Annotated in this window: 29 protein-coding genes; 17 read left to right on the forward strand and 12 right to left on the reverse strand. The window is 27.2% G+C overall.

The window, feature by feature from the left end:
• Positions 1 to 68: 68 nt before the first annotated feature.
• From CARM_RS06740 to gltX, 3 genes are all read right to left on the reverse strand, one after another.
• Positions 69 to 734 carry an MqnA/MqnD/SBP family protein gene (locus CARM_RS06740; protein ID WP_139426897.1) on the reverse strand — a complete coding sequence of 222 codons (666 nt, stop codon included), beginning with the start codon at positions 732 to 734 and terminating at the stop codon, positions 69 to 71.
• 242 nt (positions 735 to 976) lie between these two features.
• Complete coding sequence (locus CARM_RS06745) at positions 977 to 2,212, reverse strand: malic enzyme-like NAD(P)-binding protein (protein ID WP_139426839.1); 1,236 nt, start codon at positions 2,210 to 2,212, stop codon at positions 977 to 979.
• The gene (gene gltX, locus CARM_RS06750; protein ID WP_139426841.1) at positions 2,212 to 3,603 is read right to left on the reverse strand and encodes a glutamate--tRNA ligase; all 1,392 of its coding nucleotides are present in this window, start codon (positions 3,601 to 3,603) and stop codon (positions 2,212 to 2,214) included. Before gltX ends, CARM_RS06745 begins: the two co-directional genes overlap by 1 nt.
• A gap of 65 nt (positions 3,604 to 3,668) precedes the next feature.
• On the opposite strand from gltX, the gene CARM_RS06755 reads away from it, so the two are divergent.
• Positions 3,669 to 4,496 carry a peptidylprolyl isomerase gene (locus CARM_RS06755; protein WP_161593813.1) on the forward strand — a complete coding sequence of 276 codons (828 nt, stop codon included), beginning with the start codon at positions 3,669 to 3,671 and terminating at the stop codon, positions 4,494 to 4,496.
• 16 nt (positions 4,497 to 4,512) lie between these two features.
• Here the strand turns inward: CARM_RS06755 and CARM_RS06760 are convergent, their stop codons facing one another.
• Positions 4,513 to 5,844 (reverse strand): acetyl-CoA carboxylase biotin carboxylase subunit, encoded by a 1,332-nt coding sequence (locus CARM_RS06760; RefSeq protein WP_139426845.1) that lies wholly within the window; start codon positions 5,842 to 5,844, stop codon positions 4,513 to 4,515.
• A 1-nt stretch (position 5,845) separates the two neighbouring features.
• Positions 5,846 to 6,295: an acetyl-CoA carboxylase biotin carboxyl carrier protein gene (gene accB / locus CARM_RS06765; RefSeq protein WP_139426848.1), complete on the reverse strand. Its 450-nt coding sequence runs from the start codon at positions 6,293 to 6,295 to the stop codon at positions 5,846 to 5,848.
• Between the two features lie 130 nt (positions 6,296 to 6,425).
• On the opposite strand from accB, the gene dcd reads away from it, so the two are divergent.
• The 5 genes from dcd to CARM_RS06790 are packed head-to-tail and all read left to right on the forward strand — an operon-like array spanning position 6,426 to position 11,201.
• Positions 6,426 to 6,986 (forward strand): dCTP deaminase, encoded by a 561-nt coding sequence (gene dcd, locus CARM_RS06770; protein WP_139426850.1) that lies wholly within the window; start codon positions 6,426 to 6,428, stop codon positions 6,984 to 6,986.
• A gap of 49 nt (positions 6,987 to 7,035) precedes the next feature.
• Entirely contained in the window at positions 7,036 to 8,043 is a 1,008-nt protein-coding gene (gene pseB / locus CARM_RS06775) for a UDP-N-acetylglucosamine 4,6-dehydratase (inverting) (protein WP_139426852.1), read from the forward strand.
• The gene (pseC, locus tag CARM_RS06780; protein ID WP_139426854.1) at positions 8,040 to 9,170 is read left to right on the forward strand and encodes a UDP-4-amino-4,6-dideoxy-N-acetyl-beta-L-altrosamine transaminase; all 1,131 of its coding nucleotides are present in this window, start codon (positions 8,040 to 8,042) and stop codon (positions 9,168 to 9,170) included. Before pseB ends, pseC begins: the two co-directional genes overlap by 4 nt.
• A complete protein-coding gene (locus CARM_RS06785; RefSeq protein ID WP_139426856.1) occupies positions 9,163 to 10,437 on the forward strand; it encodes a DUF4910 domain-containing protein in 1,275 nt (424 codons plus the stop codon). Before pseC ends, CARM_RS06785 begins: the two co-directional genes overlap by 8 nt.
• Positions 10,434 to 11,201: an AAC(3) family N-acetyltransferase gene (locus CARM_RS06790; RefSeq protein ID WP_139426858.1), complete on the forward strand. Its 768-nt coding sequence runs from the start codon at positions 10,434 to 10,436 to the stop codon at positions 11,199 to 11,201. The genes CARM_RS06785 and CARM_RS06790 overlap by 4 nt, the downstream gene beginning before the upstream one ends.
• A 7-nt stretch (positions 11,202 to 11,208) precedes the next feature.
• On the opposite strand, the gene CARM_RS06795 is transcribed toward CARM_RS06790, so the two are convergent.
• On the reverse strand, positions 11,209 to 12,255 hold the full coding sequence (locus CARM_RS06795) for a ketoacyl-ACP synthase III (RefSeq protein WP_139426860.1): 1,047 nt from the start codon (positions 12,253 to 12,255) through the stop codon (positions 11,209 to 11,211).
• Complete coding sequence (locus CARM_RS06800) at positions 12,242 to 12,475, reverse strand: acyl carrier protein (protein WP_139426862.1); 234 nt, start codon at positions 12,473 to 12,475, stop codon at positions 12,242 to 12,244. Before CARM_RS06800 ends, CARM_RS06795 begins: the two co-directional genes overlap by 14 nt.
• 84 nt (positions 12,476 to 12,559) lie before the next feature.
• Between CARM_RS06800 and CARM_RS06805 the strand changes: the two genes are divergently transcribed.
• Genes CARM_RS06805 through CARM_RS06825 form a run of 5 tightly spaced genes read left to right on the forward strand, consistent with a single transcriptional unit; the run spans position 12,560 to position 16,462 of the window.
• Positions 12,560 to 12,784 carry an acyl carrier protein gene (locus CARM_RS06805; RefSeq protein ID WP_139426864.1) on the forward strand — a complete coding sequence of 75 codons (225 nt, stop codon included), beginning with the start codon at positions 12,560 to 12,562 and terminating at the stop codon, positions 12,782 to 12,784.
• Complete coding sequence (locus CARM_RS06810; RefSeq protein WP_139426866.1) at positions 12,778 to 13,680, forward strand: class I SAM-dependent methyltransferase; 903 nt, start codon at positions 12,778 to 12,780, stop codon at positions 13,678 to 13,680. Before CARM_RS06805 ends, CARM_RS06810 begins: the two co-directional genes overlap by 7 nt.
• Positions 13,677 to 15,200 carry an HAD-IIIC family phosphatase gene (locus CARM_RS06815; RefSeq protein ID WP_139426868.1) on the forward strand — a complete coding sequence of 508 codons (1,524 nt, stop codon included), beginning with the start codon at positions 13,677 to 13,679 and terminating at the stop codon, positions 15,198 to 15,200. The genes CARM_RS06810 and CARM_RS06815 overlap by 4 nt, the downstream gene beginning before the upstream one ends.
• Positions 15,190 to 16,251 (forward strand): beta-ketoacyl-ACP synthase III, encoded by a 1,062-nt coding sequence (locus CARM_RS06820; RefSeq protein ID WP_139426870.1) that lies wholly within the window; start codon positions 15,190 to 15,192, stop codon positions 16,249 to 16,251. Before CARM_RS06815 ends, CARM_RS06820 begins: the two co-directional genes overlap by 11 nt.
• The gene (locus CARM_RS06825) at positions 16,244 to 16,462 is read left to right on the forward strand and encodes a phosphopantetheine-binding protein (RefSeq protein ID WP_139426872.1); all 219 of its coding nucleotides are present in this window, start codon (positions 16,244 to 16,246) and stop codon (positions 16,460 to 16,462) included. Before CARM_RS06820 ends, CARM_RS06825 begins: the two co-directional genes overlap by 8 nt.
• A gap of 11 nt (positions 16,463 to 16,473) precedes the next feature.
• Here the strand turns inward: CARM_RS06825 and CARM_RS06830 are convergent, their stop codons facing one another.
• Together CARM_RS06830 and CARM_RS06835 are read right to left on the reverse strand one after the other, a co-directional pair.
• The gene (locus tag CARM_RS06830; protein ID WP_139426874.1) at positions 16,474 to 17,718 is read right to left on the reverse strand and encodes a DUF2920 family protein; all 1,245 of its coding nucleotides are present in this window, start codon (positions 17,716 to 17,718) and stop codon (positions 16,474 to 16,476) included.
• 14 nt (positions 17,719 to 17,732) lie between these two features.
• Positions 17,733 to 18,944, reverse strand: coding sequence for a DUF2920 family protein (locus CARM_RS06835; RefSeq protein ID WP_139426876.1), 1,212 nt, complete (start codon positions 18,942 to 18,944; stop codon positions 17,733 to 17,735).
• 60 nt (positions 18,945 to 19,004) lie between these two features.
• Between CARM_RS06835 and pseF the strand changes: the two genes are divergently transcribed.
• Genes pseF through pseH form a run of 6 tightly spaced genes read left to right on the forward strand, consistent with a single transcriptional unit; the run spans position 19,005 to position 23,088 of the window.
• Positions 19,005 to 19,709: a pseudaminic acid cytidylyltransferase gene (pseF, locus tag CARM_RS06840; RefSeq protein ID WP_139426878.1), complete on the forward strand. Its 705-nt coding sequence runs from the start codon at positions 19,005 to 19,007 to the stop codon at positions 19,707 to 19,709.
• On the forward strand, positions 19,700 to 20,374 hold the full coding sequence (locus CARM_RS06845) for a class I SAM-dependent methyltransferase (protein WP_236633062.1): 675 nt from the start codon (positions 19,700 to 19,702) through the stop codon (positions 20,372 to 20,374). The genes pseF and CARM_RS06845 overlap by 10 nt, the downstream gene beginning before the upstream one ends.
• A gap of 1 nt (position 20,375) precedes the next feature.
• Positions 20,376 to 21,047, forward strand: a complete 672-nt coding sequence (locus CARM_RS06850; protein ID WP_139426880.1) for a class I SAM-dependent methyltransferase — start codon at positions 20,376 to 20,378, stop codon at positions 21,045 to 21,047.
• A gap of 58 nt (positions 21,048 to 21,105) precedes the next feature.
• Positions 21,106 to 21,825: a WbqC family protein gene (locus CARM_RS06855; RefSeq protein ID WP_176301016.1), complete on the forward strand. Its 720-nt coding sequence runs from the start codon at positions 21,106 to 21,108 to the stop codon at positions 21,823 to 21,825.
• Positions 21,803 to 22,627, forward strand: coding sequence for a UDP-2,4-diacetamido-2,4,6-trideoxy-beta-L-altropyranose hydrolase (gene pseG, locus CARM_RS06860; protein WP_139426882.1), 825 nt, complete (start codon positions 21,803 to 21,805; stop codon positions 22,625 to 22,627). Before CARM_RS06855 ends, pseG begins: the two co-directional genes overlap by 23 nt.
• Positions 22,624 to 23,088, forward strand: a complete 465-nt coding sequence (pseH, locus tag CARM_RS06865) for a UDP-4-amino-4,6-dideoxy-N-acetyl-beta-L-altrosamine N-acetyltransferase (RefSeq protein ID WP_139426885.1) — start codon at positions 22,624 to 22,626, stop codon at positions 23,086 to 23,088. The genes pseG and pseH overlap by 4 nt, the downstream gene beginning before the upstream one ends.
• On the opposite strand, the gene CARM_RS06870 is transcribed toward pseH, so the two are convergent.
• From CARM_RS06870 to pseA, 3 genes are read right to left on the reverse strand one after another with little or no spacing between them, the layout of a single operon-like run.
• Positions 23,056 to 23,793 carry a HisA/HisF-related TIM barrel protein gene (locus CARM_RS06870; protein WP_139426887.1) on the reverse strand — a complete coding sequence of 246 codons (738 nt, stop codon included), beginning with the start codon at positions 23,791 to 23,793 and terminating at the stop codon, positions 23,056 to 23,058. The genes pseH and CARM_RS06870 overlap by 33 nt on opposite strands.
• A gap of 1 nt (position 23,794) precedes the next feature.
• The gene (hisH, locus tag CARM_RS06875) at positions 23,795 to 24,406 is read right to left on the reverse strand and encodes an imidazole glycerol phosphate synthase subunit HisH (RefSeq protein WP_139426889.1); all 612 of its coding nucleotides are present in this window, start codon (positions 24,404 to 24,406) and stop codon (positions 23,795 to 23,797) included.
• The gene (gene pseA / locus CARM_RS06880) at positions 24,403 to 25,539 is read right to left on the reverse strand and encodes a pseudaminic acid biosynthesis protein PseA (protein ID WP_139426891.1); all 1,137 of its coding nucleotides are present in this window, start codon (positions 25,537 to 25,539) and stop codon (positions 24,403 to 24,405) included. The genes hisH and pseA overlap by 4 nt, the downstream gene beginning before the upstream one ends.
• Positions 25,540 to 25,576 lie beyond the last annotated feature (37 nt).

A 25,576-nucleotide genomic window follows, 5' to 3' on the forward strand; every position in this document is an offset into this window, starting at 1 on the left:
AAAATTTAATTTAATTTAAAATCAATAGCTTTAAGCATTTATATATTATCACTTGCCACCATAGCAATTTATAATATCTTGCTGTTTGTTTTAGCTAAAAATTTTTTTAGTGCCATTTGCTCCTTTACTCCTATTTTGTAATAAATTAGCTTCAAGTAAGCACTAATTTCTTTTTGAGAAAGATTTCTTGATTTAGAATAATTTAGCAAAATATATTGTGGAATGAAAATTTTACTTTTTATGAAATTTTTCATCATTTTTTTATAAATAGAAAAATTTTTAACACAAGAAAAGCGAGCAAAAACAAAAGGTAAATTTGTTTTTTCATACCATAATTCACACAAATCAATATAATCTTTTGGATTTTGCAAATAAAGTTTTAAAGCCTTATCACCGATGACAACCTCCCCTTTTTGCTTTAAAACTTTTGCAAGAGCATTAGAAGTTGCAGAACTTGCATCTTCTTTGCTTTGAGAATGTTTTTTCACCAAAACGCTTTTTACCTTTTTGTTTGCACAAATTCCTACATTTAAGGTTTTGTATTTTTTTCTACGACTTTCAATACTTGAAATAATCGCCGCATCAATGCGTCTAAAATACAAATGGCGATTTAGTTTGCTAGGAACCCCTTTTTTGTATTCTGTAGTTTGCTTAACATAGTTAGGAAAAGCTGATTTTTTAAGATAGATATGCAAAGGAAGCAAGTTAAGATAATCTATCTTTCCAAAAATCATCATTACCTTTCTATTATTAAGTTTTAATATCCTATAAAAAAATATCTTAAATATAAATTAATTTAATTAAAAATATTATCAATACTAAAATTTATATCAAAATTTGTCATTTGTTATGAAAAATTATTCTAATCATTGAATATAACTAATCTAAAGATTAGAAGAGAAGAAAGTTTATGGAACTAAAAATTAATCAAGTTTTATTTAAAAAATATTTTTTAAATAAAACTTATCATATAAAATTATTGCAAACTTGTTAGATATTTTTGATAATCAAATTCTTTTGCTAAAGCCACACCATCTTCAACTGCAGCTTTTGCCACAGCAGCACTTACAACAGCTTTTACCCTACTATCAAATGGCTTTGGTATTACATAATCTCTGCCAAAACTAAGCTCTTCTACTCCATAAGCTTGTTTTACCTCATCAGTAACTTCAAGTTTGGCTAAATCTGCCAAAGCTTTAGCTGCAGCTATTTTCATATTTTCGGTGATTTTAGTTGCTTTAACATCTAAAGCACCTCTAAAAATAAATGGAAAACCTAAAACATTGTTAATTTGATTTGGATAATCGCTTCTCCCAGTTCCAACTATAGCATCACTTCTTACTCTTTTTACATCTTCAGGCATTACTTCGGGTACTGGATTAGCTAAAGCAAAAATGACAGGATCTTTAGCCATAGATAAAACCATCTCATCGTCTAAAATTTTAGGTGCACTTAATCCTAAAAATACATCAGCTCCTTTTAAGGCTTCTCTTAAAGTGCTATCTTTAGTATCACTTACAAATTCCAATTTATATTTGTTTAAATCATCTCTTTGGGTATTAATCACACCTTTACTATCTACTAAAATGATATTTTTTACACCTAGATTTCTATACATTCTAGCACTTGCAATACCTGCTGCACCCGCACCACTTACTACCACTTTAATATCTTCAAATCTTTTACCACTAATTTCCATAGCATTCATAAGTCCTGCTGTAGAAATAATTGCTGTGCCATGTTGATCATCATGCATTACAGGAATTCCAAGATCTTGCAAAGCAGCTTCTATTTCAAAACACTTTGGTGCTGATATATCTTCTAAATTTATTCCACCAAAAGTAGGTGCTATAGCCTTACAAAAAGTAACAATCTCATCTATACTATGCACATTTATTTCCAAATCATAGGCATTAACATTAGCAAATTTTTTAAATAAACAAGCCTTTCCCTCCATAACAGGCTTACTCGCACTTGCTCCTATATTTCCAAGTCCTAAAACCGCACTCCCATCACTAACTATAGCAACTAAATTTGCTTTATTAGTGTATTTATATGCTAAAGTTTCATCTTTAGCAATTTCTAAACATGGCTCTGCTACACCTGGTGAATAAGCCAAAGATAAATCATGAGCACTGCTCATAGGTTTTCTAGCTATAATATCAACTTTACCACCTAAGTGATATTCCAAAGCTTCATCTTTTAAATTCATTATTTCCCCTTCATGTAATTTAGTAAATTTTCTATCCTAAGTTTAGCCTTTTGCACTCCTAAAAATTCTAACACTTCAAATATACTAGGACTTACAGAACTTCCAGTGAGTGCAATGCGTATAGCTTGAGCTAGATCTTTTAATTTAAGATTATTTTCTTCTAAGAATTGGTTGGTTAATTCTTCAAATTCACAAGCAACTTTTTGCTCATTCAAAACCATAGCGTATTTTTTCAAATAAGTTAAATTTGTTTCATTAATAAATTTATCTATAGCCTTTTGATCATATTCTTTTGGGTCATTTAGTAACACTTTTGCTCCATTGATTATGTCATGCAAGGTTTTAGCTCTCTCTCTTAACATATCAAGTAAAAAACCTGCTTTTTCAAATTTACTCAAATCAAAATTTAAATCTTTTAATTGTCTATTAATTTCCTCAAAAGATAAAGTTTTAATATAATGAGTATTAAGCCATTCTAACTTTTTAAAATTATAACAAGATGCACTTTTATTAATATGATTTGGATTAAAAAGTTCTTGCATTTTCTCTAAAGAAAAAATCTCATCATCTCCATGACTCCATCCAAGTCTTACTAAAAAATTTAACAAAGCTTGAGGTAAAATCCCCATATTTTTATATTCCATCACATCAGTAGCTCCATGACGCTTAGAAAGTTTTTTGCCATCTTCACCATGTATCATAGCCACATGATAAAATTTAGGAATTTTAAAGCCAAGTGCTTCATAAAGTACGATTTGTTTTGGAGTATTTGATAAATGATCATCTCCTCTTATAACATCACTCACACCCATTAGTGCATCATCAATTACAACGGTTAGATTATAAATAGGACTACCATCACTTCTTGCGATTACAAAATCATCTAAAATATCTTCAGCCTTAAAGCTAACTTCACCTTTAATACCATCTATAAATTTAATCTCTCCACTTTGAGGAGCTTTTATACGCACTACAGGCTCTATACCACTTGGTGGTGTTCCTTTAAATTCCCTGTATCTACCATCATATTTTGGACGCTCTTTAGCTGCTTCTTGCTTAGCTCTTAGCTCATCAAGCTCTTCTTTACTCATATAACAATAATAAGCCTTACCCTCATCAAGTAATTTTTGAATATATTTTTTATAAATATCAAATCTTTGGGATTGATACTCTATCGTCCCATCATAATCAAGCCCACACCATTTAAATGCTTCTATAATAGCTTGCGTAGCTTCTTGTGAATTTCTTTTCAAATCCGTATCTTCAATACGCAGTAAAAATTTACCCTTATTTTTTCTTGCATAAAGATAATTATATAAAGCCGTTCTAAGTCCTCCTATATGTAAATATCCAGTTGGGGAAGGAGCAAAACGCGTAGTAATTTCTTGCATATTTTTACCTTTTTTAAATTTTTATTGTTATAATGCTATATTTACACTTAAATAAAGGTTTCAAAATGAGAAAATTTTTAATATCTTGTTGTTTTGCTGCAAACATTTTATACGCACAATCTCTTGGTGGAGTAGCAATGATAGTAGAAAATCAGCCTATCACCCTTTATGATATAGAACAAACCATGAAAGAATTAAAAACTAATGATAAACAAAAAGCTATTGCTTTTTTGGTAGATGATAAGATTCAACAAAGCGAAGCCAAAAAGTTAGGAATTTATATAAGTACTTTTGAGCTCAATGAAAAGCTAGCACAAATTGCAAAAGGTAATAATACTGATATTAATGGTCTGCAAACAAAAATAGAAAAAGATGGTTTGAGTTTTGAAGTATTTAAAAATAAAGTTAGAAAAGATTTAGAAAGAGAAAAACTTTATAGAAGTATAATGCAAAATGCAAAAATCAATATCGACGATGAAACACTAAAACATTTTTATGAAAATAATCTTGATAAATTCAGCACCTTTTCTAATATAGACTTAGTTGTTTATAATTCTACAAATCCAGAACTTTTACAACAACTTACACAAAATCCTATGTATAAAAATTCTCAAATTAAATCAAAAGCCATTAGTCTAAATGCGGCAAATTTAGATCCAAGATTGTTAGCTTTGCTTAATAATACAAAAATAGGCGGATTTACTCCTGTATTAAATGGTGAAAATACCTATATAACATATTTTATAAAAGAAAAATATGGAAAAAATCCAATCGAATTTAATCTAATTAAAGATCAAATCACCAATGCTTATACAATAAATCAAAAAGAACAAGCTTTAAAAAACCATCTTGATAAAATTAGAGCAAACGCTCATATAGAAGAATTAAGATAGGTAAAACCTATCTTAATTAATGTCTTGAAAGATAATTTGTATCATAATTATTGTTGATAAAATCTGCATTATCCATCATAGCTAAATGAAAATCTTTTGTTGTTTTAATTCCACCTATAATAAGCTCTTGTAAGGCAATTTTCATTTTTGCTATAGCCGTGTTTCTATCCTCTCCCCAAACAACTAATTTTCCTATCATAGAATCATAATAAGGAGGTACACTATAATCTTGATAACAATGGCTTTCCATTCTTACATTGCGTCCTGCTGGTGCTACATATTTTGTAATTTTACCTGGACAAGGCAAGAAAGTTTTAGAATCTTCAGCTGTAATTCTACATTCTATAGAATGACCTTTAAGTTTAATTTCTTCTTGTTTTGGTAAAGGATAACCTTCAGCTACTTTAATCATAAGCTCGATAATATCTACCCCACTAACCATTTCACTCACGCAATGCTCAACTTGTAAGCGCGTATTCATCTCAATAAAATAAAAATCTAAATTTTTATCTACCAAAAACTCAAAAGTCCCTGCACCCTCATAATCAATAGCCTTAGCAGCTTTTACTGCTGTTTCATGAAGCCTTGCTCTTGTTTTTTCATCTAGTAAAATTGCAGGAGATTCTTCTATAAGCTTTTGATGGCGTCTTTGCATAGAGCAATCTCTCTCACCTAAATGAATCACATTGCCAAAACTATCTCCTACAATTTGCACTTCTATATGGCGTGGATTTTGGATATATTTTTCCATATACATAGTTCCATCACCAAAAGCACTCATAGCTTCACTTTCAGCCGACCAATAAGCTTTTTCTAAATCTTTTTCATCTTCAACCACTCGCATACCACGGCCACCACCACCCGCTGCTGCTTTTAAAATCACCGGATAGCCTATTTCTTTAGCAAGTTTTTTTGCTGCTTCAACTCCATTTAAAGCCCCATCACTTCCTGGAATCACAGGCACACCCGCTCTTTGCATTACTTGTTTTGCTTTACTTTTATCACTCATTAGTGCCATAGCAGCTACTGAAGGACCTATAAATTTGATATTGTGTTTAGCACAAATTTCTACAAAATTTTGATTTTCACTTAAAAATCCATATCCTGGGAAAATCGCATCAGCTTCGCTTATTTCAGCTGCACTTATAATCGCTGGAATATTTAAATAGCTTTCTGAACTTCTTGCATTTCCTATACAAATACTTGCGTCAGCATATTTTAAATATAAAGCATCTTTATCTGCGGTAGAATACACACAAATTGCCTTTTTTCCCATTTCTTTAATAGTTCTTAAAGCTCTTAGTGCAATTTCGCCACGATTTGCAATTAAAACTCTTTTAATTTCCATTTTATAATTTCTCCACCACAAATAAAGGCATACCAAATTCTACAGGCTGACCATCTGCTACTAATACTTCTACTATCCTACAATCATATTCAGCTTCAATTTCATTCATAATTTTCATTGCCTCAATAATCGCTATAGTACTTCCTTTTTTAATAGTTTGTCCTGCTTTAGCAAAAGGTGCTGCACCCGGACTTGGAGCTTGATAAAAAGTCCCTACCATAGGACTATTTATAGTTGGTTTATTAGAAGAGTTTGAGCTTGCTTTGGTTTCATTGACTACATTTACATTGATTGGTTGTGGAGCTGGAGTAACAGGGGCTGGAGCTGGTAATTCACAACACAAATCTTTTTCAAGCTCTATTTCAAATCCATCTTGTTCTTTTATTTTAATCTTGCTTATATTCGCTTCTGCAAAAAGTTGCATTAATTCTTTGATTTCTTCTTTTATCATATATTCTCCTTATTTATAAGACTTAATTTATAATTATATATAAAAATATTAAAAATAACTTCAATTATTTATTTTTTACTTTTATTTTAAGATATAATTTAAAAATTCACTTTAATTATAAAGGACAAAAATGGGCTTAAAAGCAGATAATTGGATCAAAAAAATGGCACTAGAGCATAATATGATAGAACCATTTTGTGAAGCAAATATAGGTAAAGGTATAGTTAGTTATGGGCTTTCAAGCTATGGTTATGATATAAGAGTTGGGAGAGAGTTTAAAATTTTTACTAATGTAAATTCCACTGTAGTAGATCCTAAAAATTTCGTAGAAGAAAATGTAGTGGATTTTGTAGGTGATGTGTGTATAGTTCCAGCAAATTCTTTTGCACTTGCAAGAACAGTTGAGTATTTTAAAATGCCAAATGATGTTTTAGCTATTTGTCTTGGAAAAAGCACTTATGCAAGATGTGGAATTATAGTTAATGTAACCCCTTTTGAACCAGGCTTTGAAGGACATATCACTATAGAAATTTCAAATACCACTCCACTTCCTGCAAAAATTTATGCCAATGAAGGTATAGCACAGGTCTTATTTTTGCAAGGAGATGAGACTTGTGATGTAACATATGCAGACAAAAAAGGTAAATATCAAGCCCAAACAGGTATAACTTTGCCAAGAATTTTAAAATAGTTTTATTTTTAGACGATATAAAAAGGTTATCAAATATTAGGAAACAAGTATGTTTAATGGAAAAAACATTTTAATCACTGGTGGCACAGGAAGTTTTGGAAAAACTTATACTAAAACATTACTTCAAAAATACAAACCTAAAAAAATCATCATCTATTCACGCGATGAACTCAAGCAATTTGAAATGGCAAGAGAATTTAACGATATTTGTATGCGTTATTTTATAGGCGATGTAAGAGATAAAGAAAGATTAAATGTAGCTATGAAAGATGTGGATTTTGTAATCCATGCTGCTGCTATGAAGCATGTGCCAATTGCAGAATATAATCCCATGGAATGCATAAAAACCAATATAAATGGTGCTCAAAATGTAATTGATGCATGTTTAGAAAATAATGTCGAAAAATGTATAGCTCTTTCAACTGATAAAGCTTGTAATCCTATTAATTTATATGGAGCTACAAAATTAGCAAGTGATAAACTTTTTGTAGCAGCAAATAATATAGCAGGATCATCTCATACTAAATTTAGTGTAGCAAGATATGGAAATGTAGTAGGCTCAAGAGGTTCAGTGGTGCCATTTTTTAAAAAGCTAATAGAACATGGGGCAAAAGAGCTTCCTATAACAGATGAAAGAATGACTAGATTTTGGATATCTTTAGAAGATGGGGTAAATTTTGTATTAAATAATTTTGAAATTATGCACGGAGGGGAAGTTTTTGTACCTAAAATTCCATCTATGAAAATTGTTGATTTAGCTAAAACTATGGCTCCAAATTTAAAACATAAAATCATAGGCATAAGAGCGGGTGAAAAACTCCATGAAATAATGATTTCAAGTGATGATAGTCATTTAACTTATGAATTTAAAAATTATTATGCAATTAGTCCAAGTATTCAATTTAACACCATAGATGTTGATTTTAGTATAAATGCTAAAAAAGAAAAAGGCAAAAAAGTCCAAGATGGTTTTTCATACAGCTCTGATAATAACACAAAATGGGTTAGTAAAGAAGAACTTTTAGATATAATCAATCACACAGAGCTTGAAAAATGATAACTTATTCTCATCAAAATATAGATCAAAGCGATATAGAAGCTGTTATAAATGCTTTAAAAGATGAAATTTTAACAGGTGGGAAAAAAGTAGAAGAATTCGAACAAGCACTTTGCGAATATGTCGGAGTAAAATATGCTTGCGTTTTAAATTCAGCTACCTCAGCACTTCATCTTGCATATTTAAGCTTAGATGTTAAAGAAAAAATTGTTTTAACTACTCCTATAACTTTTGCTGCTACTGCAAATACTGCTTTAATGGCCGGTGCAAAAGTAGAATTTATAGATGTAAAAAGTGATGGAAATATAGATGAAAAAAAATTAGAACAAAGATTAAAACAAGATAGCAAAAATATAGGTGCAATTTGCGTTGTTGATTATGCTGGCAACAGCGTAGAAATGGATGAGATTTTAAGTCTTTGTAAAAAATATAACATAGCTTTAATAGATGATGCAAGTCATGCTTTAGGAAGTATTTATAAAAATGGAAAAGTGGGAAGCAAGGCTGATTTAAGCATTTTTTCTTTTCATCCTGTAAAACCCATCACTACTTTTGAAGGTGGTGCTGTAGTTAGCAATGATAAAAATTTGATAGAAAAAATAAAATTACTAAGATCTCATGGAATTTATAAAAAAAGACTATGGGATAGTGATATGTGTGATTTAGGGTATAACTATCGTTTAAGCGATGTAGCTTGTGCTTTAGGTATAAATCAACTTAAAAAACTCGATCAAATGCTGGAAAAAAGAGAACAAATAGCAAGTTTTTACGATAAAGAATTTGCAAAAAATCCATATTTTTCTACTATAAAAATCAAAGATTATAAAAAAAGCTCAAGACATTTATATCCTATATTGCTTTATCCTGAGTTTTATTGTCAAAAAGAAATAATTTTTCAAAAATTATTAGATTTGGGTATAGGTGTGCAAGTGCATTATAAACCAACTTATGAATTTAGTTTTTATAAAAATTTATACAAAAATATCTTTTTAGAAAATGCTGATAATTTTTATAAAGCTGAACTTAGCATACCATGCCATCAAGAAATGAGCTTAAAAGATGCAAATTTTATAAAAGAAAATTTATTTAAAATTTTAGAAAATTCTAAAAAGGATTGTAATGCATGAATTAAGCATGTATGAGTTAGCTAAAAAACTTTTTCCAATTTGCAGAAGTATTACAGGAGTTGGTTTTAGAGCTAGTTTAAAAATACTTGATGATGCTATGGGGGGGGGTATTTTAAAAATTCACTCCATAAAAAGTGGGACTAAAGTATATGATTGGGTAGTGCCACAAGAATGGCAAATAAATGATGCTTATATCATAACTCCAGATGGAGAAAAAATTTGCGATTTTAAAAAAAATAATTTACATGTATTAAATTATAGCGAAGGTATAAATGATGAAATTTCACTAGATGAATTGCAAGAGTATTTATACTCCATAGAAGATTATCCAGATGCCATACCTTATATAACAAGCTATTATAAAAAAAGATGGGGCTTTTGTATAGAACATGAAAAAAGAGAAAAACTTAAAAATGGAAAATATAAAGTTTTTATAGATGCAAAACATTTTGATGGGATTTTAAACTATGCTGATTTTATAATACCTAGCACACAAAACAATAAAGAAGAAATTCTAATCTCTACTTATCTTTGTCATCCATCAATGGCAAATAATGAATTAAGTGGGCCTATAGTAGCTACATTTTTAGCAAAATGGCTTTTAGAACAAAAAGAAAGAAAATATAATTATCGTTTCGTGATAATTCCTGAAACTATAGGCTCTATAGTATATATAAATAAAAATTTAAATCATTTACAAAAATATGTAAAAGCTGGATTTGTATTATCTTGCATAGGTGATGATAATGCTTATTCTTTGATCCATTCCCCAAGTGAAAATACTCTAGCTGATAAAGTAGCACTCTATACTTTAAAAAATAAAGAAAATTTTAAAAGATTTTCATTTATAGACAGAGGATCAGATGAAAGACAATACTGCTCACCTTTAGTAAATTTACCTGTAGTATGCATTTGCAGAAGTAGATTTGGTGATTATAAAGAATATCACACTAGTAAAGATGATTTAAATTTCATAAGTGAAAAAGGTTTGCAAGGCGGTTTAAAAGCTATGCAAGAAATTATAATGAATTTAGAAATCAATGAAATTTATAAAAATACAATCTTTTGTGAGCCAAATTTAGGAAAAAGAGGGTTATATCATACTATAAACACTTCATCAACCAATAAAATTCCATTATCTTGTAATTTTTTGGCTTATTGTGATGGAAAAAATGATATTTTGGATATAGCTGATAAATTAAATTTACAAGCTTATGAAATAAAAGAATTAATAGAAAAATTAAAAGAAAATGAGCTTATAATATGAAATACTTTTTAGAGCACAATAATAAAAAATACTCAAATTTTGATTTAATAAAAGCTTTTGAAAATTTAGGCATTAAAAAAGGTGATATTTTATGTGTGCATACTGAATTATTCAACTTTGGCATACCTTTACTTCCTAGAAATGAATTTTTACAAACTATAATTGATTGTTTTTTTGAAGTCATAGGAAAAGAAGGAACACTTATAATGCCGACTTTTACTTATAGTTTTTGTAAAAATGAAGTTTATGATAAATTAAACTCTCCTACAAAAATGGGTGCTTTAAATGAATATTTTCGCAAACGGGGGGGGGTAAAACGCACAAATGATCCTATATTTTCTTTTGCTATAAAAGGTGCTAAACAAGATTTATTTTTAAAAGATACAAAAAGTTGCTTTGGAGAAAATTGTGTATATGAAATTTTAACACAAGAAAATGGAAAATTAATAAACTTTGGAGATACCTTATCTTTTACTTATTTTCATTATCCTGAGGAATATTTTGGAATTTATTATAGGTATAATAAAATATTTAAAGGGCTGGTAATAGATGAAAACAGACAAATATATAAAAAATCCATAAATTTTTATGTTAGAAAAGAAAATTTATATCCAGATACAACTAAAATAAAGAATTTTTTAATTTCAACGCAAAACTATAAAAATATCTCCTTCGGAGGAGATAATATTTTTATATCCAATATAAAACAAATTTTTAATTCAACCCTAGAATCCTTTAAAAATCATCAGTATATATATGTTTGATAACTTCTTAATAAAACAATAATTCTGTAGAGCATTCTAATTTTGCAATATACAAAGAACATATTGAAATTCCAACACCAAATCCTGACAACAAAACATTTCTAGAATTTATTTCTCCTTGCTCTGACATTAAAATAGGAATTGACGCACAACTAGTATTTCCATATTTATGAATATTTATAGGCATCAACTCTTCTATATTATCCACGATATCAAGTTTTCGTGCAATTTCTTTCAATGCAAAAATATTAGCCTGGTGTAAAAAAAATTTTTCAGTGTCTGCAATTTTAAAACCATTGCTTTTCATAAAATTTAAAATACTAATAGGAACAATATTGCACATAAAATCAAAAAGTTCTATTCCTTTCATTTGCATACAAGCCGCAATATTCATATTTCCATCATCATCAATAAATTCTTCAAATGAAGAGGAATTTATAGGATTTTTATTTCCTCCATCTTTTGCTATAATCAATTGACTTTTATTGCCAAATGTTTCAAACATAAATGTATTCTTGTAATTTTCATTTTTTGAATATTCTAACGCAGTACAACTAGCACCATCGCTAAATAAAAATGCAACTGATTTATTTTTAGGATAAACAAAATCATTCATTGCATCACCTACAAATAACAAAATTCTATTATTAGTTGAGTTAATATGACTCATTGCGCTAAACAAACCGTAAGTATATCCAGAACATCCCATTGCAATATCATAAGCAAAACAATTATTATGGATACCCAATTTATCTTGTAAAAGCGCTGCCGTAACTGGAAATCTATATTCATGGGTTTGAGAGACAACTATAATACCTTTGATGGAGTTTTTATCCCAAGATAGTGCATCTATTACATGTTGTCCTGCTTTTATAAATAAACTCAATATTGATTCATCATTTTTTCGATTTAAAACATACCTATTTTCCACCCCTGATGATTTAATGATTCTATTTTTCACCCTATCATCAAATAATTTATTATCGTAATTGTTTATTTTATACGAAGGTAATATACCGCATATATAAGATATTTTTGCATTAGTAATTGTCATTAAAACCTACCGAATTTAATATATCTCTAACATAGATAAATTTTTTAATATCCTCGGGTTTGATTTTAAGATTAAATTCTCTATCAATAAAAACACTTAATTCAAAAAAAGCAATACTATCCCAATCTTGAAAGTTTTCAAGAATATCATCTTCTAATAAAGTATTTTTTGGAATACTTAAAATCTCTTCAATTGCATTTAAAAATTCGTTTTTTTTCATACAATACTCTTTCTTAAGGATTAAAAAAAAATTATATTATGACGATTATACATCAATAATTTCAAAAAAAGGCTTATAAAAATTATGAAAAATAAATTCTATGAAATTTTAGGAAATATTTTAGAAGTAAAAGTTGATGAAAATTCAAATTTAAGTATGGATAATTGTAAAAACTGGACTTCTTTAGCTCATATAGATATAATCATGAGCCTAGAGGAAGAATTTGAAATAAAATTTAATAAAGAAGAATTAGCAAATTTAAAATCACAAAATGATTTATTAAATGCCATAAAGGAAAAATTGTGTTAGAGAATACAAAAGAATTATTCAAACTTATAGAAGAAAAAAACGAATTACATAAAAAATGTTTAGCTAGTTTAAAGCTTTCTGATGAAGAATTCAATGATTTAGAAAAACTTATAATATATTATAAAGATGCTTTAAATATAAGCTTAGAAGAACAAACTCAAAGTTATCTAACTATCTTAAATGATACTTTGGAAGAAACTAAATATTTTATAGAATTTGGTAAATACAGATATAGCACCTTAGCTGAAGTTAAAGATAAGGTTTATTTTAATGAAAACTATATGAAACAATACATGATTGGATTGGCTATATCATCTTTTATATGGAATGCACATATAGAAGTTAGGAGATATTTTGTAGATTTTATAAATGAAAAAAAAGATATAAAAAACACCTATTTAGAAATAGGCCCAGGACATGGAGAATTTTTTATTCAAGCTCTAAGAAGTGCTAAATTTAAAGAATATTATGGTATAGATATATCTCCTACAAGTTGCCAAATGAGTAAAGATATGGTAGAAAATCAAGTTGGAAAAACTGATGCTAAATATGAGTTTATATGTAAAGATTTTGCAAAATGTGATTTTAACAATAAAGCTGATTTAGTTGTGATGGGCGAAGTCTTAGAACATGTAGAAAAACCTTTAGAATTTATGCAAAATGTAAAAAATTTATTAAATGATAACGGGGAAATCTTTGCAACTATACCTATCAATGCTCCCTCAATTGATCACATATACCTATTTTCTCATCCTGATGAAGTAAAAGATTTATTAAATAAAGCAGGATTAAAAATAAAAGAAAGTAAATATTTTATGGCAAATAATTATTCTTTAGAAAAAGCCTTAAAGACTAAAAATGCTATAGTTATGGCTGTGGTATTAACAAAACAATGAATCTTTTTTCACCAAATTTAAAAAGAAATGATTTAATAAAACTTTGCAAAGAAAATAATTTTCAAAGCATAAAAATAAATGTTTTTAGAAATCATTCCTTTGAAGTTATATCAAGCATTATAAATGCATTTTTAGCTTTTAGCAAACTTAAAGCTGAATTTAATATAAGCTCTTATGATGATAGCTTAAATTTTGATAATTATAAAGACGCAAAAATCAATATCATATTTTTAGATTTAAACAATTATAAAAACAATATAGACGATTTTATAAAAGAAAAAATACAAGAATTATCAAATCTTAGCAAAGCACCTATAATAACACTTTTACTAGGCAAAACTTCTTTAAAAGAATATGATATTTATGAAATTTTAAAGCCTTTTATTGATAAAAATTTAATTATAGATGAAAGTAATTTTGAAATAAATGCAAGCAGATTAAGCAATAAAGCTTGTATAAGCTTGGCACAAATTTTAGGCCTTAGCATAATACCCTCTCTTTTAAAACCGAAACTAAAAACCATTATAACAGATCTTGACAATACCTTATATGATGGAATTTTAGGCGAAGATGGAATAAATAATTTAAAATTAAATCAAAATCACAAAAATTTACAAAATGAACTTTTAAATTTAAAAAATCAAGGAATTTTACTAGCCATATGTTCTAAAAATGATGAAAAAGATGTAAAGAATTTATTTGAAAAAAGAAAAGATTTTCCTTTAAAAATAGATGATTTTGCACTTATAAAAGCAAATTGGCAAAGCAAAGATGAAAATATAAAAGAAGTTATAAAATTTTTTAACATAGGCTTTGATAGTGTTTTATTTATAGATGATAATATAGCAGAAATTGAAAATGTAAGATATTTAGGTATAAAAACCTTATTAGCAAATGAAGAAAGTTATTTTGCGTTAAAACTTTTTCCTGGACTTTTGAAAACAAAATTAAGCAAAGAAGATGAACTAAGAAATGCTGACATAAAAGCAAATTTACAAAGACAAGAATTAAACAAACTAAGCCAAAAAGATTATTTTGAAAATTTACAAATTCATTTAAAATTTGAAATAAATAATAAACAAAGCTTAGAAAGAATAAGCCAACTTTTAAATAAAACAAATCAATTTATATCAAATTATTCTCGTATGAGTTTAAAAGAATGTGAAGATTTTATGCAAGAAAATGCTATTTTAACTATAGCTATGAGTGATAAATTAAGCGATAGTGGCATAATAGCCATTTTTATAGCTTGTAAAAATAATGATGATTTGATAATAAAAGATCTTTGTATAAGCTGTAGAGCCTTAGGAAGAAAATTAGAAAAGATTATGTTTTTTAAGGCTTTAGAATTATTAAAAAAATATTTTAACACCAAAAACATAAAGCTTTATTTTCAAAAAGGACCAAGAAATACTCCATTTTTGGAATTTTTGCATTCTTTAAAAAATGATATTAAAGATGATTATGCACTTATGTATGAAGAAAAAATATCTTATGAAGGACTTGTAATTGAAAGCTAAATTTCAAAATGGAACTATATCTGGCATAAGTGTATGTGTGCCACCAAAATGCATAGATATAGATGATTGTTTAGTAAATGTATTTAAAAATGATGAAAAATTGTTAAAACGAATGAAAAAAATTTCAGGATTGCAAAAAAGATTTATAGCTGATGATGATATTAGCACTACGGATTTAGCTTATGAAGCAAGTATAAATTTATTTAATATGCTTGATTTTGATAAAAACGAACTTGATATGGTGATTTTTGTTACTCAAACTCCTGATTTTTTTATGCCATCTTGTGCAAATTATTTGCACAAAAGATTAAATTTAAATCAAAAAACCATAGCCTTTGATATAAATCAAGCTTGTGCTGGATATTTATATGGACTTTTTACTTGTTTTTCTTTTATGAAAAATGAAAATATAAAAAATATTTTATTGCTTTGTGGAGATACTTTAAGTAAAAGTATAAATCCTTTAAATGTAAATTTAGCACCTATTTTTGGAGATGGAGTAAGTGCTAGTTTGATACAAAATAAAAAGAATTTAAGCTTTTTTGAACTTTATTCTGATGGCAATGGTTTTGATAGACTTATCATTGCAAATGGTGCTTTTTCAAAACTTAAAAAAAGCACAAATGAAGATATTTTTAAAATAGATGAATATAGATCTTTAAATAATCTTTACATGGATGGAGCTGAAATTTTTAACAAAGCTTTAGAATTAGAAAGTCAAGGTGTTAAAAATATGCTTGAATTTTGTGGTAAAAATAAAGATGAGATTGATTATTTTTTATTCCATCAATCAAATAAATTCTTAGTAGATAATTTAATAAACGATTTAAATTTAGACAAAGAAAAAGCTCCAAATTTTTTAATGGAAAAATATGCAAATTTAAGTGCTTGTTCTATACCTGCCCTACTTTGTCAAATGCAAAAAAATGATTTTGATGCTATTTTAAGTGCTTTTGGAGCTGGATATGCTTATGGAAGTGCTTATATAAATTTTGATAAAAATTTTAAAACAGATATAATTTCAATTTACAAAGGAGAAAAAAATGACTAAAGAAGAATTATTAAAACAAATCGCAGATGCTATGCATATGGATGAACCATTAAAAGAAGATATGATTTTAGATGATATAGATGAGTGGGATAGTCTTGCCTTTGTTTCTATAATGGTACTTTTTAAAAATGTTTTAAATATACAAATAAATGGTGATAATCTTAAAAAATGTGAAAAGGTAAGCGACCTTTTAGCTTTGGCTAAAATTTAAGTTTTTAGAGATTATTGTTTAATCTCTAACTTTATTTGATTATCTTCTTCCTTAAAAGTATATATCAAATCATCACATTTATAAGATATTTCTTTTTCGCATGATTTATCTTGCAAAGGTTCTTTTAAAATTTCATTTAAATGTTTTTTTATTAAAGTTTTAATTGACATACCCATACCATGTTCTAAATTTTTTATAAATTTCCCATCTATATCTTTTTCACTTGTTATCTTAATAAAATCAATATCAAAACTTAAATTTTTTAAAATATCAAATAATTCTTCTTTGTCTTCAAAAGGTGCAATTTCCATATCAAATTTAGAATGATAAAAAATATATTTTGGTTTTGGATACAGACTTTGGGTTTTCAAATGCTCTTTTACCAATATATCTCTAATCATTCTTCTAGCATTGGAAAAATAATTTGGCGAAGAAGAATTAGAAGTCCAAAAGGTTTTATCAAAACAACAAAGCCTAATATTATTAAAAAAATGAAAAGTGCCAAAACAAAGATATTTTGTATAATCAATCTCTTTACCAAATCCTATAATTCTCCATATCTTCTCAAAGCATACATAAGAAGAATTATCTATAACAGCATCAACATTCCAAGGAGAAATTTTTGCACATAAATTGGATAAATACCCACCATGTGAAGAACCTACCAAAATAGTCTTTATACCCCCCCCCATAATTTTAAAAGGAAGATTGGCTTTTATATATAAAATAGCATTGATTATATCTGTTGCTTGCATAATGCCAAAATTTTGATATTCATCTTTGGTTGGTTGTAAAGTTACACTCAAATCCAAATAATAACTTCTATCAAACTCCCAATTATTTTTCATATCCCCAATTTTTTTGTTAAGATAATCCATAGCAGGATAAAATTCTTCAAAAGTATTTAGCTTTTGTATATTATAAGGAATTTCTATATTTAAAGCTTTTAAACTAGCTTCAAATATAAGTTTATCAATATTGTCTAAATAAAATTTAGCTCCAGTTTGAGGACGATTTCCTATACAATGATAATTTACACTTAAAACAGCTACATTATACTCTGAAACAATAAAATTTGCTAAATGATTTTTATAATTATCATTTGAATCTCCACCAAGTCCTTGTATAATACAAACTAAAGCTTTTATTTCTTTACTATCATCATAAATAAGTTTAAACTCAAGCTTACTTTCTCTTTTTATATTTAATTCTACATCATCGCAAGAATTGATTTCATAGGTTTTGTTGATTATCATTGTTAGTCTTTATTTTAAATTATTTCTAAAACAAATTTATCATCTTTATCCTTAAAAGTAAAAACTTTGTTTTTACAAGGATAACTTATACTATCTTCTTTCATTGTGAAAGTTTTATCTTTTAATTTTTCAAGCATTTTTGGCAATTCTTTGTTGAAAAGGGATTTATCAGAGATATTGCCTCCATGTGTTGCATCTTTAATGTATTTACCATCTATATCTTTTTCATTGATTAAATGAAAAATTACTTCATAGCCTAAAATTTCATAAATCCTCATTAATCCTATTTTATGTTCAGCTAAGACTAAAACATCTTTAGCACTATGATAACTTATATAAACTATATCTTTGTTTTTTTGAGCTTGCAAGATTAAATGATCTTTATTAAGCAAAGCCCTTATTAAATAATTTTCATCAGCAAAATAATAAGATGAATTTGGATCTTTGCGGGTCCAATGGGTTTTAACTTGACAATGCACTATAGTATTTGGATCATAAAAAATATAATCCTCTTTATCAAATTCTTTTCCTAGAAAATATTCAAAAGGAGGTAAGGCGCCACCTGAATTATCTATCACTCCATCTACATACCAAGGAGCTATTTTTGAAATAAGCAACGCTAAATAACCCCCATAAGACCCCCCCCCATAAATCTTAGGTAAAGATTTAAACTCAGGATAATTTTTCATAATATCTTTTAAAGCATTGATATGATCAATTGCAGCCATAATGCCATAGTTTTGATATTCATTGTTGGGTGGGATAAGACTGCCATTAAGATGTGCTCTATAAGGTTGAATCAACAATCCTCGATTTTTTAAATCATCAATAGTTTGATTTAAAATATCCCAATATTTCCAAACATTGTATTCATTTAAAGAATCTGCATTAATATTTAAATTTTCTAATGCTGCTTTAAATTTTGGCAAATCATCTTCCAAAAAAGCAGTAGTAGCACTATACTTATCCACATCAGATTTTCTTTGGCAAAAACAATGATATAAAACACTCACAGCTATTACATCAAATTTTTTAGCTACAAATTTTCTATTAAAATCAACAAAAGCCATATGTGCATTTGCTCCATAACCGCCTATAACAAAAACTATAGCTTTGATATCTTTACTATCATCATAAGTAATTCTATATTCAAGTTTAGATTCTCTTTTTATATTTAATTCTACATCATCACAAGAGTCTATAAAATATGTTTTATTAATAAGCATTTTAAGCCTTTTAAAATTATTATTAAATTATACTTTATTTTAAAAAAATAAAGAAAAAATATGAAAAAAAATCTTTGTATAATACCAGCTCGTGGTGGTTCAAAAAGAATTCCTAGAAAAAATGTAATAGATTTTTTAGGAAAGCCTTTGATATCTTATAGTATAGAAAGTGCTTTAAATTCAGGTATTTTTGATGATGTAATCATCTCAAGTGATGATGATGAAATTATCGAAGTAGCATTAAAATATGGTGCAAAAGCTCCTTTTGTGCGTAAAAAAGAACTAAGTGATGATTATACAAGTTCCACTGCTGTAATCCAAGATGCCATTAAAACTTTAGAAAAACAAGATCAATTTTACGAAAATATTTGCTGTCTTTATGCTACTGCTCCTTTGATAAATGAAGATGTTTTAAAAAAAGCTTATTGTGAATTTATAAAAGAAGATTGCAAGTTTTTATTTTCAGCTTGTGAATTTGAATACCCCATACAAAGAGGATTTTATTTAGATAAGCAAAATAAAGTTTATATGTTTGATGAGTTAAATTATAACAAACGCTCCCAAGATTTAACTAAGGCTTATCATGATAGTGGGGCATTTTATTTTGGTAAAAAAGAAGCATGGCTTAGTGAAGATTTTATGTTTAAACCACATTCTAAGGCATTTTTACTTCCAAGAAATAAAGTTTGTGATATAGATACTCCTCAAGATTTAGAATTTGCTAAAATGCTGTATCAATTTCACAAAGGCAATAAATGTTTATAAACAAAATCAAAGGTTTTAAGTATCCTGATATGGAGCTTGTTAGATGGTTTTTTAAAAATAAGTTAGATAGTTTAAAAAATGCAAAAGTTTTAGAATTTGCTTCTCATAATGGCAACAATCTTTCTTTATTTGCAAATTATGATTACGAATGTATAGGGGTAGAACTTAGCAAACAAAACCATGAAAATGCCATTTATAATTTTAATAATATAATGCATTATAAAAAAGCTAGATTTTTTAATGAAAATATGCTAGATTTTGCAAAAAATCATAAAGGCATAAATGCAGATGTATTTTTAATACCAAATGTTATAAATTATATAAGTAAAGATGATTTTAAAAATTTATTAAAAAATTCAAGATTAAATAATTTATATGGGGGGGGGTATGCTCACTTTTTCTTAAGAGCAAGAAGCATAAAAGATCATAGATATGGTCTTGGAAAAAGACTAGAAAATGGTAGTTTTATACTAGAATATGATGAATTTAGTGGTGAAAAAGATTGTCTTTGTACTGCTTATCAAGAACACGAGCTTGTAGAAATTTTAAAAGAATATTTAGATTTATATGATTTTGAAGTAATAACAAGCGAAAATATAAATATAAAAAATAAAGTTTATATAAAAGATAGTGATATAATAATATATGGAAAAATAAGGAATTAATATGTATATAAAAGATTTAAAAGGATTAAAATTTCCAGATAATGCAATTATAAAATTTTTTTTCAAAAATAATTTACACAATAAATCAAATCTAAAAGTTTTAGAATTTGCTTGTTCTAATGGAAATAATTTATCTTTATTTGCAAATTATGATTATGAATGCATAGGTGTTGATTTAAATAAAGAAAATATAAATAATGCAAATTATAATTTTAAAAATGTCATACAAGCTAAAAAATATGAATTTTTTAATGATGATATTTTAGAATTTCCTATTAAGAACAAAAATATAAATGCAGATGTATTTTTAATACCAAATGTTATAAATTATTTAAAAAGAGATGATTTTATAAAACTTTTGAAATTATCAAAAGAAAATAATATGCATAAAGAAAATGCTTTATTTTTCTTAAGAACTAGAAGTATTAAAGATTTTAGATATGGATATGGTGAAAAAATAGAACATAATTGTTTTAAAGTTATTGATGATACAACGAGTGAGCTAGGTTGTATAAATACTTTATATCAAGAATATGAATTAATACAAATTTTAAAAGAACATCTAGGTTTATTTGATTTTAAAGTTTTAAATTATGAAAGTACAAATGTAATGGGAGATGATGAGATATTAGTAAATGATAATGATATAGTAATTTATGGAAAAATACAATGAAAATTAACATAAAATTCATGGGGGGGGTATATGCATACCACTCAAAAAAGGTTAGCATATGCAAATAGCTATTATGCAACCTACCTTCAATCCTTGGATAGGTTATATGTATATGATAAAAAGTGTTGATACTTTTGTTTTTTTAGATAATGTTCAATTTGAAAGAAGATCGTGGCAAAATAGAAATAAAATTAAACTACAAAATAAAACTTTCATGCTAGGATTAAATTTACAAAAAACATCTCAAAAGACATCACTTCAAGATATTTTATTTGAAAAAGATGATAAATGGAAAATAAAATTTCTAAAAACCATTTATCATGCTTATTCTAAAAGCATTAATTTTGATAAATACTATCATATTTTAGAAAATGCTTTATACAAACATACTCATTTAGTTCATTTTAATATGGAGTTAATTAAAATTTATTGTCAGCACTTAAATATTCAAACACCCATTTTACAAGCTTCTAATCTAAATATAACAAATAAAAAAAAAGAAAAACTTTTACTTGAAATTTGTAAAACACTAAAAGCAGATAAATATCTTTCTCCAGAAGGTTCAAAAAACTACCTTGAAGAAGAAAAAGCACAAGAAATGTTTAAAAATGCTAACATACAAATTAAGTATTTTAATTTCATCCATCCAAGATATGCTCAATTAGGATCTAACTTTATTCCCTATTTGGGGATTTTGGATTTTTTGTTTAATGAAAAAAATCCAAAAGAAAAATTCAAAGAAGTTATAAAAGAAAATGAAAGTTTTAATAAGAAGTGATAGCTCAAGCCAAATAGGACATGGGCATATAAAAAGAGATTTGATATTGGCAAAACAATATGAGAATGTATCTTTTGCGTGTTTAGCCCTTAAAGGATCTTTAATAGATGAGATTCCTTATCCTGTTTATGAATTAGCAAGTGCTAGTATATATGAGCTTATCAATCTTATAAAAAAAGAAAATTTTGATCTTTTGATTATTGATCATTATGAAATCACAGCTAGTGATGAAAAACTCATTAAACTTGAAACAGGAATTAAAATTTTAAGTTTTGATGATGAGATTAAAGAACATTTTTGTGATATCTTACTAAATGTTAATGCCTATGCTAAGGAAAGTGACTACGAAGGGTTGCTTCCAAAATACTGCGAATTAAGATGCGGTTTTTCTTATGCTCTAATACGCGATGAATTTTACCAAGAAAGTAAAACACAACGAGAAAAGATTTATGATTATTTCATTTGCATAGGTGGAAGTGATAATAAAAATCTTTCTTTTAATATAGCAAACAAACTTGATAAAAACAAAACCATTATCATAGCAACAACAAAAGCAAATATTCATTTAAAATCACTTCAAAAGTTAAGCCAACAAAATTCTAATATTCAAGTTCATATAGATTATCCAAATTTAGCAAGATTGATGAATGAAAGCAAAAAACTTATTATCAGTGCAAGTTCATTGGTAAATGAAGCTCTGATTTTAAAAGCCAATTTTAAAGCGATAGCTTATGCTAAAAACCAAGAAAGGCTTGCCATATGGCTTGCCAAAAAAGGCTATGAGGTAGAAAACTTAATATGATTTTTTTAAAAGATTTTAATGATTTAACACAAAAAGAAATTAAATTAGTTTTAAAATGGCGAAATGATGAAAATATTGCTAAATTTATGAAAACACAAAATATTAGTTTAAAAGAACATTTACATTTTTTAACTAATCTAAAATCTGATAAAACTAAAAAATACTTTCTAGTCTATGATGATAAAGATACCATTGGTGTAATTGATTTTATCAACATTACTCAAACTTCATGTGAATTTGGACTTTATGGTATTAAAAAAGGTGTTGGAAAAATATTAATGCAAGAAATTAAAAACTATGCTTTTAGTGTTTTAAAAGTTCAAACTTTAAACGCTTGTGTTTTTAAAGAAAATATAAAAGCTTTAAATTTATATTTAAAGCATGGTTTTGAGGTTATTAAAGAAGATAATAATTTTTATTTTGTAAATTTAAACAATCCTCACAGGGATATTATTTTTTAAAAGCTCATTTTTAACATCATTTGGAGTATATTGACTAAAATGAAATATAAAAGCACCGGCTAATGCATTTGCACCAAGTTGTATAGCTTTTACTCCATCTTGAGGCTTAGAAAGTCCCCCATTGATAATAAGTGGAATTTTTAATTTACCTTTGAAATACTCTAGTAATTCCCAATCATACCCCAAAGAACTTCCTTCTTTATCAACACTTGTTAAAAGTATCTCTCCTGCTCCTAAAGACTCATATTTTAATGCAAGCTCAAGCGGATCAAGATTTAAAACGCCATTATTAAAAACTTTAAATTGATTTTTATCTTTTTTTACATCTATAGAACACACCACACAAGAACTTCCAAAAGTGTTAGTAGCTTCTTTTATAAAATTTGGATTTTGTAATGCTATAGAATTAATACTAATTTTATCCGCACCTATATCTAGCACTTTTCTAATATCTTCTAAAGTTCTAATCCCACCTCCAATAGTCAAAGGCATAAAACATTCATTTGCTATATCTTCTAAACTCTCAAAATCTATAAAACCATTTTTATTAATATCTAAAACTATAAGCTCATCCACATTTCTAGCATTATAAATTCTTGCAGTGCTTTTTAAATATCCTATTGTTCTAAAAGAACTAAAATTTACGCTTTTTACAAGTTGTCCATCTTTTAATAATACACAAGGTATAACTCTAGTTTTAAGCACACTAAGCCTTTAAATTTGCAAAATTCTCCAAAAGTCTTAAACCAACATTTTGACTTTTTTCAGGGTGAAATTGCACAGCAAAAATATTATCTTTTTCAAAACTTGCACAAAAAGGTTTTTCATACTCACAAAAAGAAGTCTCCACACTCTCTAAACACTCTACATAATAAGAATGTACAAAATAAAAATCACTTTTTTCTAAAATCCCATTATAAAGCTTACTTTTTTTATTGCTAAATTGTAAATTATCCCAACCACTATGCAATACTTTTTCTTTACTTAAATTAAATTTTAAAACCTTTGCTCTAACAAAATCAAGCCCTTCGCACTCTCCGCCCTCATATCCTTTGCTAGCAAAAAGTTGCATACCAAGACAAATCCCCAAAATAGGCTTTTTATCTTTTAAAACACATTCTTTTAAAAGTTCATCTAAAGAAAGTTTTTTTAAATTTTCCATGCCTTGCCTAAAAGATCCAACACCCGGTAAAACTAATTTAGAAGCTCTTTTAATATCTTCTTTTTTAGAACTCACAATTACTTCTTGATTAATCTTTTCAAAGGCCTTTAAAACAGATTTAAAATTCCCTAAATGATAATCCACAATACAAATCATTTTAAAATAAACTCATCTTTTTTTATCAACGATCCATCACTATCTCTTAAAAATTTACCATTTTCATCGCGTTTGAAAATTTTTTTATTTGTAAAAGAATCTACTATTTTTTCAAATTCTTTTTCACTAAAACCACTAAATTCTAAGTATTTTTTTATAGCTTTTTTTGGAACTCTTCCATCATATTTATTTACGAGCCTAATACCTTCTTCACGGCTAATATAACCAAGTCTTATATCTAAACACGCATTATCCGTAGCTCTTCCAAAGCCATATTTGCAGTATTTTAAATAATCATGTACATGATTTGAATAACAATCTAAATTTTCAAAATTCTCATAAGTAGTTTCAACTGGCTTAATACTTGTTTTAAAACCATTTTCTTTAGATATTTTTAAATTATACTTATAATCCCATTTGAAATAATACCCTAAAAATAACCCCGTAACCCCTACTTTTTGAAGCTCCTCATCACTTGGATAAGTATAAAAATACAAATCCTTTTCACTTATATCATCAACACCAATCATATCAGAAATTCTATTGCCTAAAAGTCCTCCAAATTCTTCAAGCCATTCTCTACCTAGTATATTTTTTTCTTTAGAACTAGCTGGTCCTCCATATTCTATTTGAGGACTTTCACCCCAAATTATTAAAGGTATATTAAAATTAACTGCAATTTTTGGAACACAAGTAAAAATTCCTAAATGGTTTTGCCATTCATTATCCCCTGTTCTTATCAATGCTTCACGAGATAATTTTTTATATATCAAAGGATTTCTTTTAATATGGATTAAATCTACACCAAGATTATTTAAATTACGAAGATTTTTCTTACCTAATTTAGTAGGGATACTTGGCTCAAAACAAACACATAAAGGATTAAGCCCAAGCTCAAGACATTTCAAAACTTGATAAGTAGAATCTTTCCCACCACTAACTCCTATCACACAATCATACACAGGATGTTTTTTGTATTTTTTTATAAGATCAAAAAATTCTTTTTCGCGTTCTTGCCAATTAATTTCATAATTTTTAGCTTCTTGTGAGCGACATGCATCACAAATTCCATTTTCATCAAAATGCAAATCAGGCTTAGTATTTGGCATTACGCATTTTTTGCAAAAAATCACTCATCCCCCCCCCAAAAAAAAATATATATTCTTTTTA

The sequence above is a fragment of the Campylobacter armoricus genome, from assembly GCF_013372105.1.
In the GTDB taxonomy this organism is placed as follows: domain Bacteria; phylum Campylobacterota; class Campylobacteria; order Campylobacterales; family Campylobacteraceae; genus Campylobacter_D; species Campylobacter_D armoricus.

Bases quoted from the DNA above. Each gene is read 5' to 3' on its own strand.
- CARM_RS06855 (WP_176301016.1), top strand. From the start codon at position 21,106: ATGCAAATAGCTATTATGCAACCTACCTTCAATCCTTGGATAGGTTAT.
- pseH (WP_139426885.1), top strand. From the start codon at position 22,624: ATGATTTTTTTAAAAGATTTTAATGATTTAACACAAAAAGAAATTAAA.
- dcd (WP_139426850.1), top strand. From the start codon at position 6,426: ATGGGCTTAAAAGCAGATAATTGGATCAAAAAAATGGCACTAGAGCAT.
- accB (WP_139426848.1), bottom strand. From the start codon at position 6,295: ATGATAAAAGAAGAAATCAAAGAATTAATGCAACTTTTTGCAGAAGCG.
- CARM_RS06845 (WP_236633062.1), top strand. From the start codon at position 19,700: ATGTTTATAAACAAAATCAAAGGTTTTAAGTATCCTGATATGGAGCTT.
- CARM_RS06830 (WP_139426874.1), bottom strand. From the start codon at position 17,718: ATGATAATCAACAAAACCTATGAAATCAATTCTTGCGATGATGTAGAA.
- hisH (WP_139426889.1), bottom strand. From the start codon at position 24,406: ATGATTTGTATTGTGGATTATCATTTAGGGAATTTTAAATCTGTTTTA.
- gltX (WP_139426841.1), bottom strand. From the start codon at position 3,603: ATGCAAGAAATTACTACGCGTTTTGCTCCTTCCCCAACTGGATATTTA.
- CARM_RS06790 (WP_139426858.1), top strand. From the start codon at position 10,434: ATGAAATACTTTTTAGAGCACAATAATAAAAAATACTCAAATTTTGAT.
- CARM_RS06760 (WP_139426845.1), bottom strand. From the start codon at position 5,844: ATGGAAATTAAAAGAGTTTTAATTGCAAATCGTGGCGAAATTGCACTA.
- CARM_RS06785 (WP_139426856.1), top strand. From the start codon at position 9,163: ATGCATGAATTAAGCATGTATGAGTTAGCTAAAAAACTTTTTCCAATT.
- CARM_RS06805 (WP_139426864.1), top strand. From the start codon at position 12,560: ATGAAAAATAAATTCTATGAAATTTTAGGAAATATTTTAGAAGTAAAA.
- CARM_RS06850 (WP_139426880.1), top strand. From the start codon at position 20,376: ATGTATATAAAAGATTTAAAAGGATTAAAATTTCCAGATAATGCAATT.
- pseC (WP_139426854.1), top strand. From the start codon at position 8,040: ATGATAACTTATTCTCATCAAAATATAGATCAAAGCGATATAGAAGCT.
- pseF (WP_139426878.1), top strand. From the start codon at position 19,005: ATGAAAAAAAATCTTTGTATAATACCAGCTCGTGGTGGTTCAAAAAGA.
- CARM_RS06825 (WP_139426872.1), top strand. From the start codon at position 16,244: ATGACTAAAGAAGAATTATTAAAACAAATCGCAGATGCTATGCATATG.
- CARM_RS06835 (WP_139426876.1), bottom strand. From the start codon at position 18,944: ATGCTTATTAATAAAACATATTTTATAGACTCTTGTGATGATGTAGAA.
- pseG (WP_139426882.1), top strand. From the start codon at position 21,803: ATGAAAGTTTTAATAAGAAGTGATAGCTCAAGCCAAATAGGACATGGG.
- CARM_RS06795 (WP_139426860.1), bottom strand. From the start codon at position 12,255: ATGACAATTACTAATGCAAAAATATCTTATATATGCGGTATATTACCT.
- CARM_RS06800 (WP_139426862.1), bottom strand. From the start codon at position 12,475: ATGAAAAAAAACGAATTTTTAAATGCAATTGAAGAGATTTTAAGTATT.
- CARM_RS06755 (WP_161593813.1), top strand. From the start codon at position 3,669: ATGAGAAAATTTTTAATATCTTGTTGTTTTGCTGCAAACATTTTATAC.
- pseB (WP_139426852.1), top strand. From the start codon at position 7,036: ATGTTTAATGGAAAAAACATTTTAATCACTGGTGGCACAGGAAGTTTT.
- CARM_RS06745 (WP_139426839.1), bottom strand. From the start codon at position 2,212: ATGAATTTAAAAGATGAAGCTTTGGAATATCACTTAGGTGGTAAAGTT.
- CARM_RS06815 (WP_139426868.1), top strand. From the start codon at position 13,677: ATGAATCTTTTTTCACCAAATTTAAAAAGAAATGATTTAATAAAACTT.
- CARM_RS06740 (WP_139426897.1), bottom strand. From the start codon at position 734: ATGATTTTTGGAAAGATAGATTATCTTAACTTGCTTCCTTTGCATATC.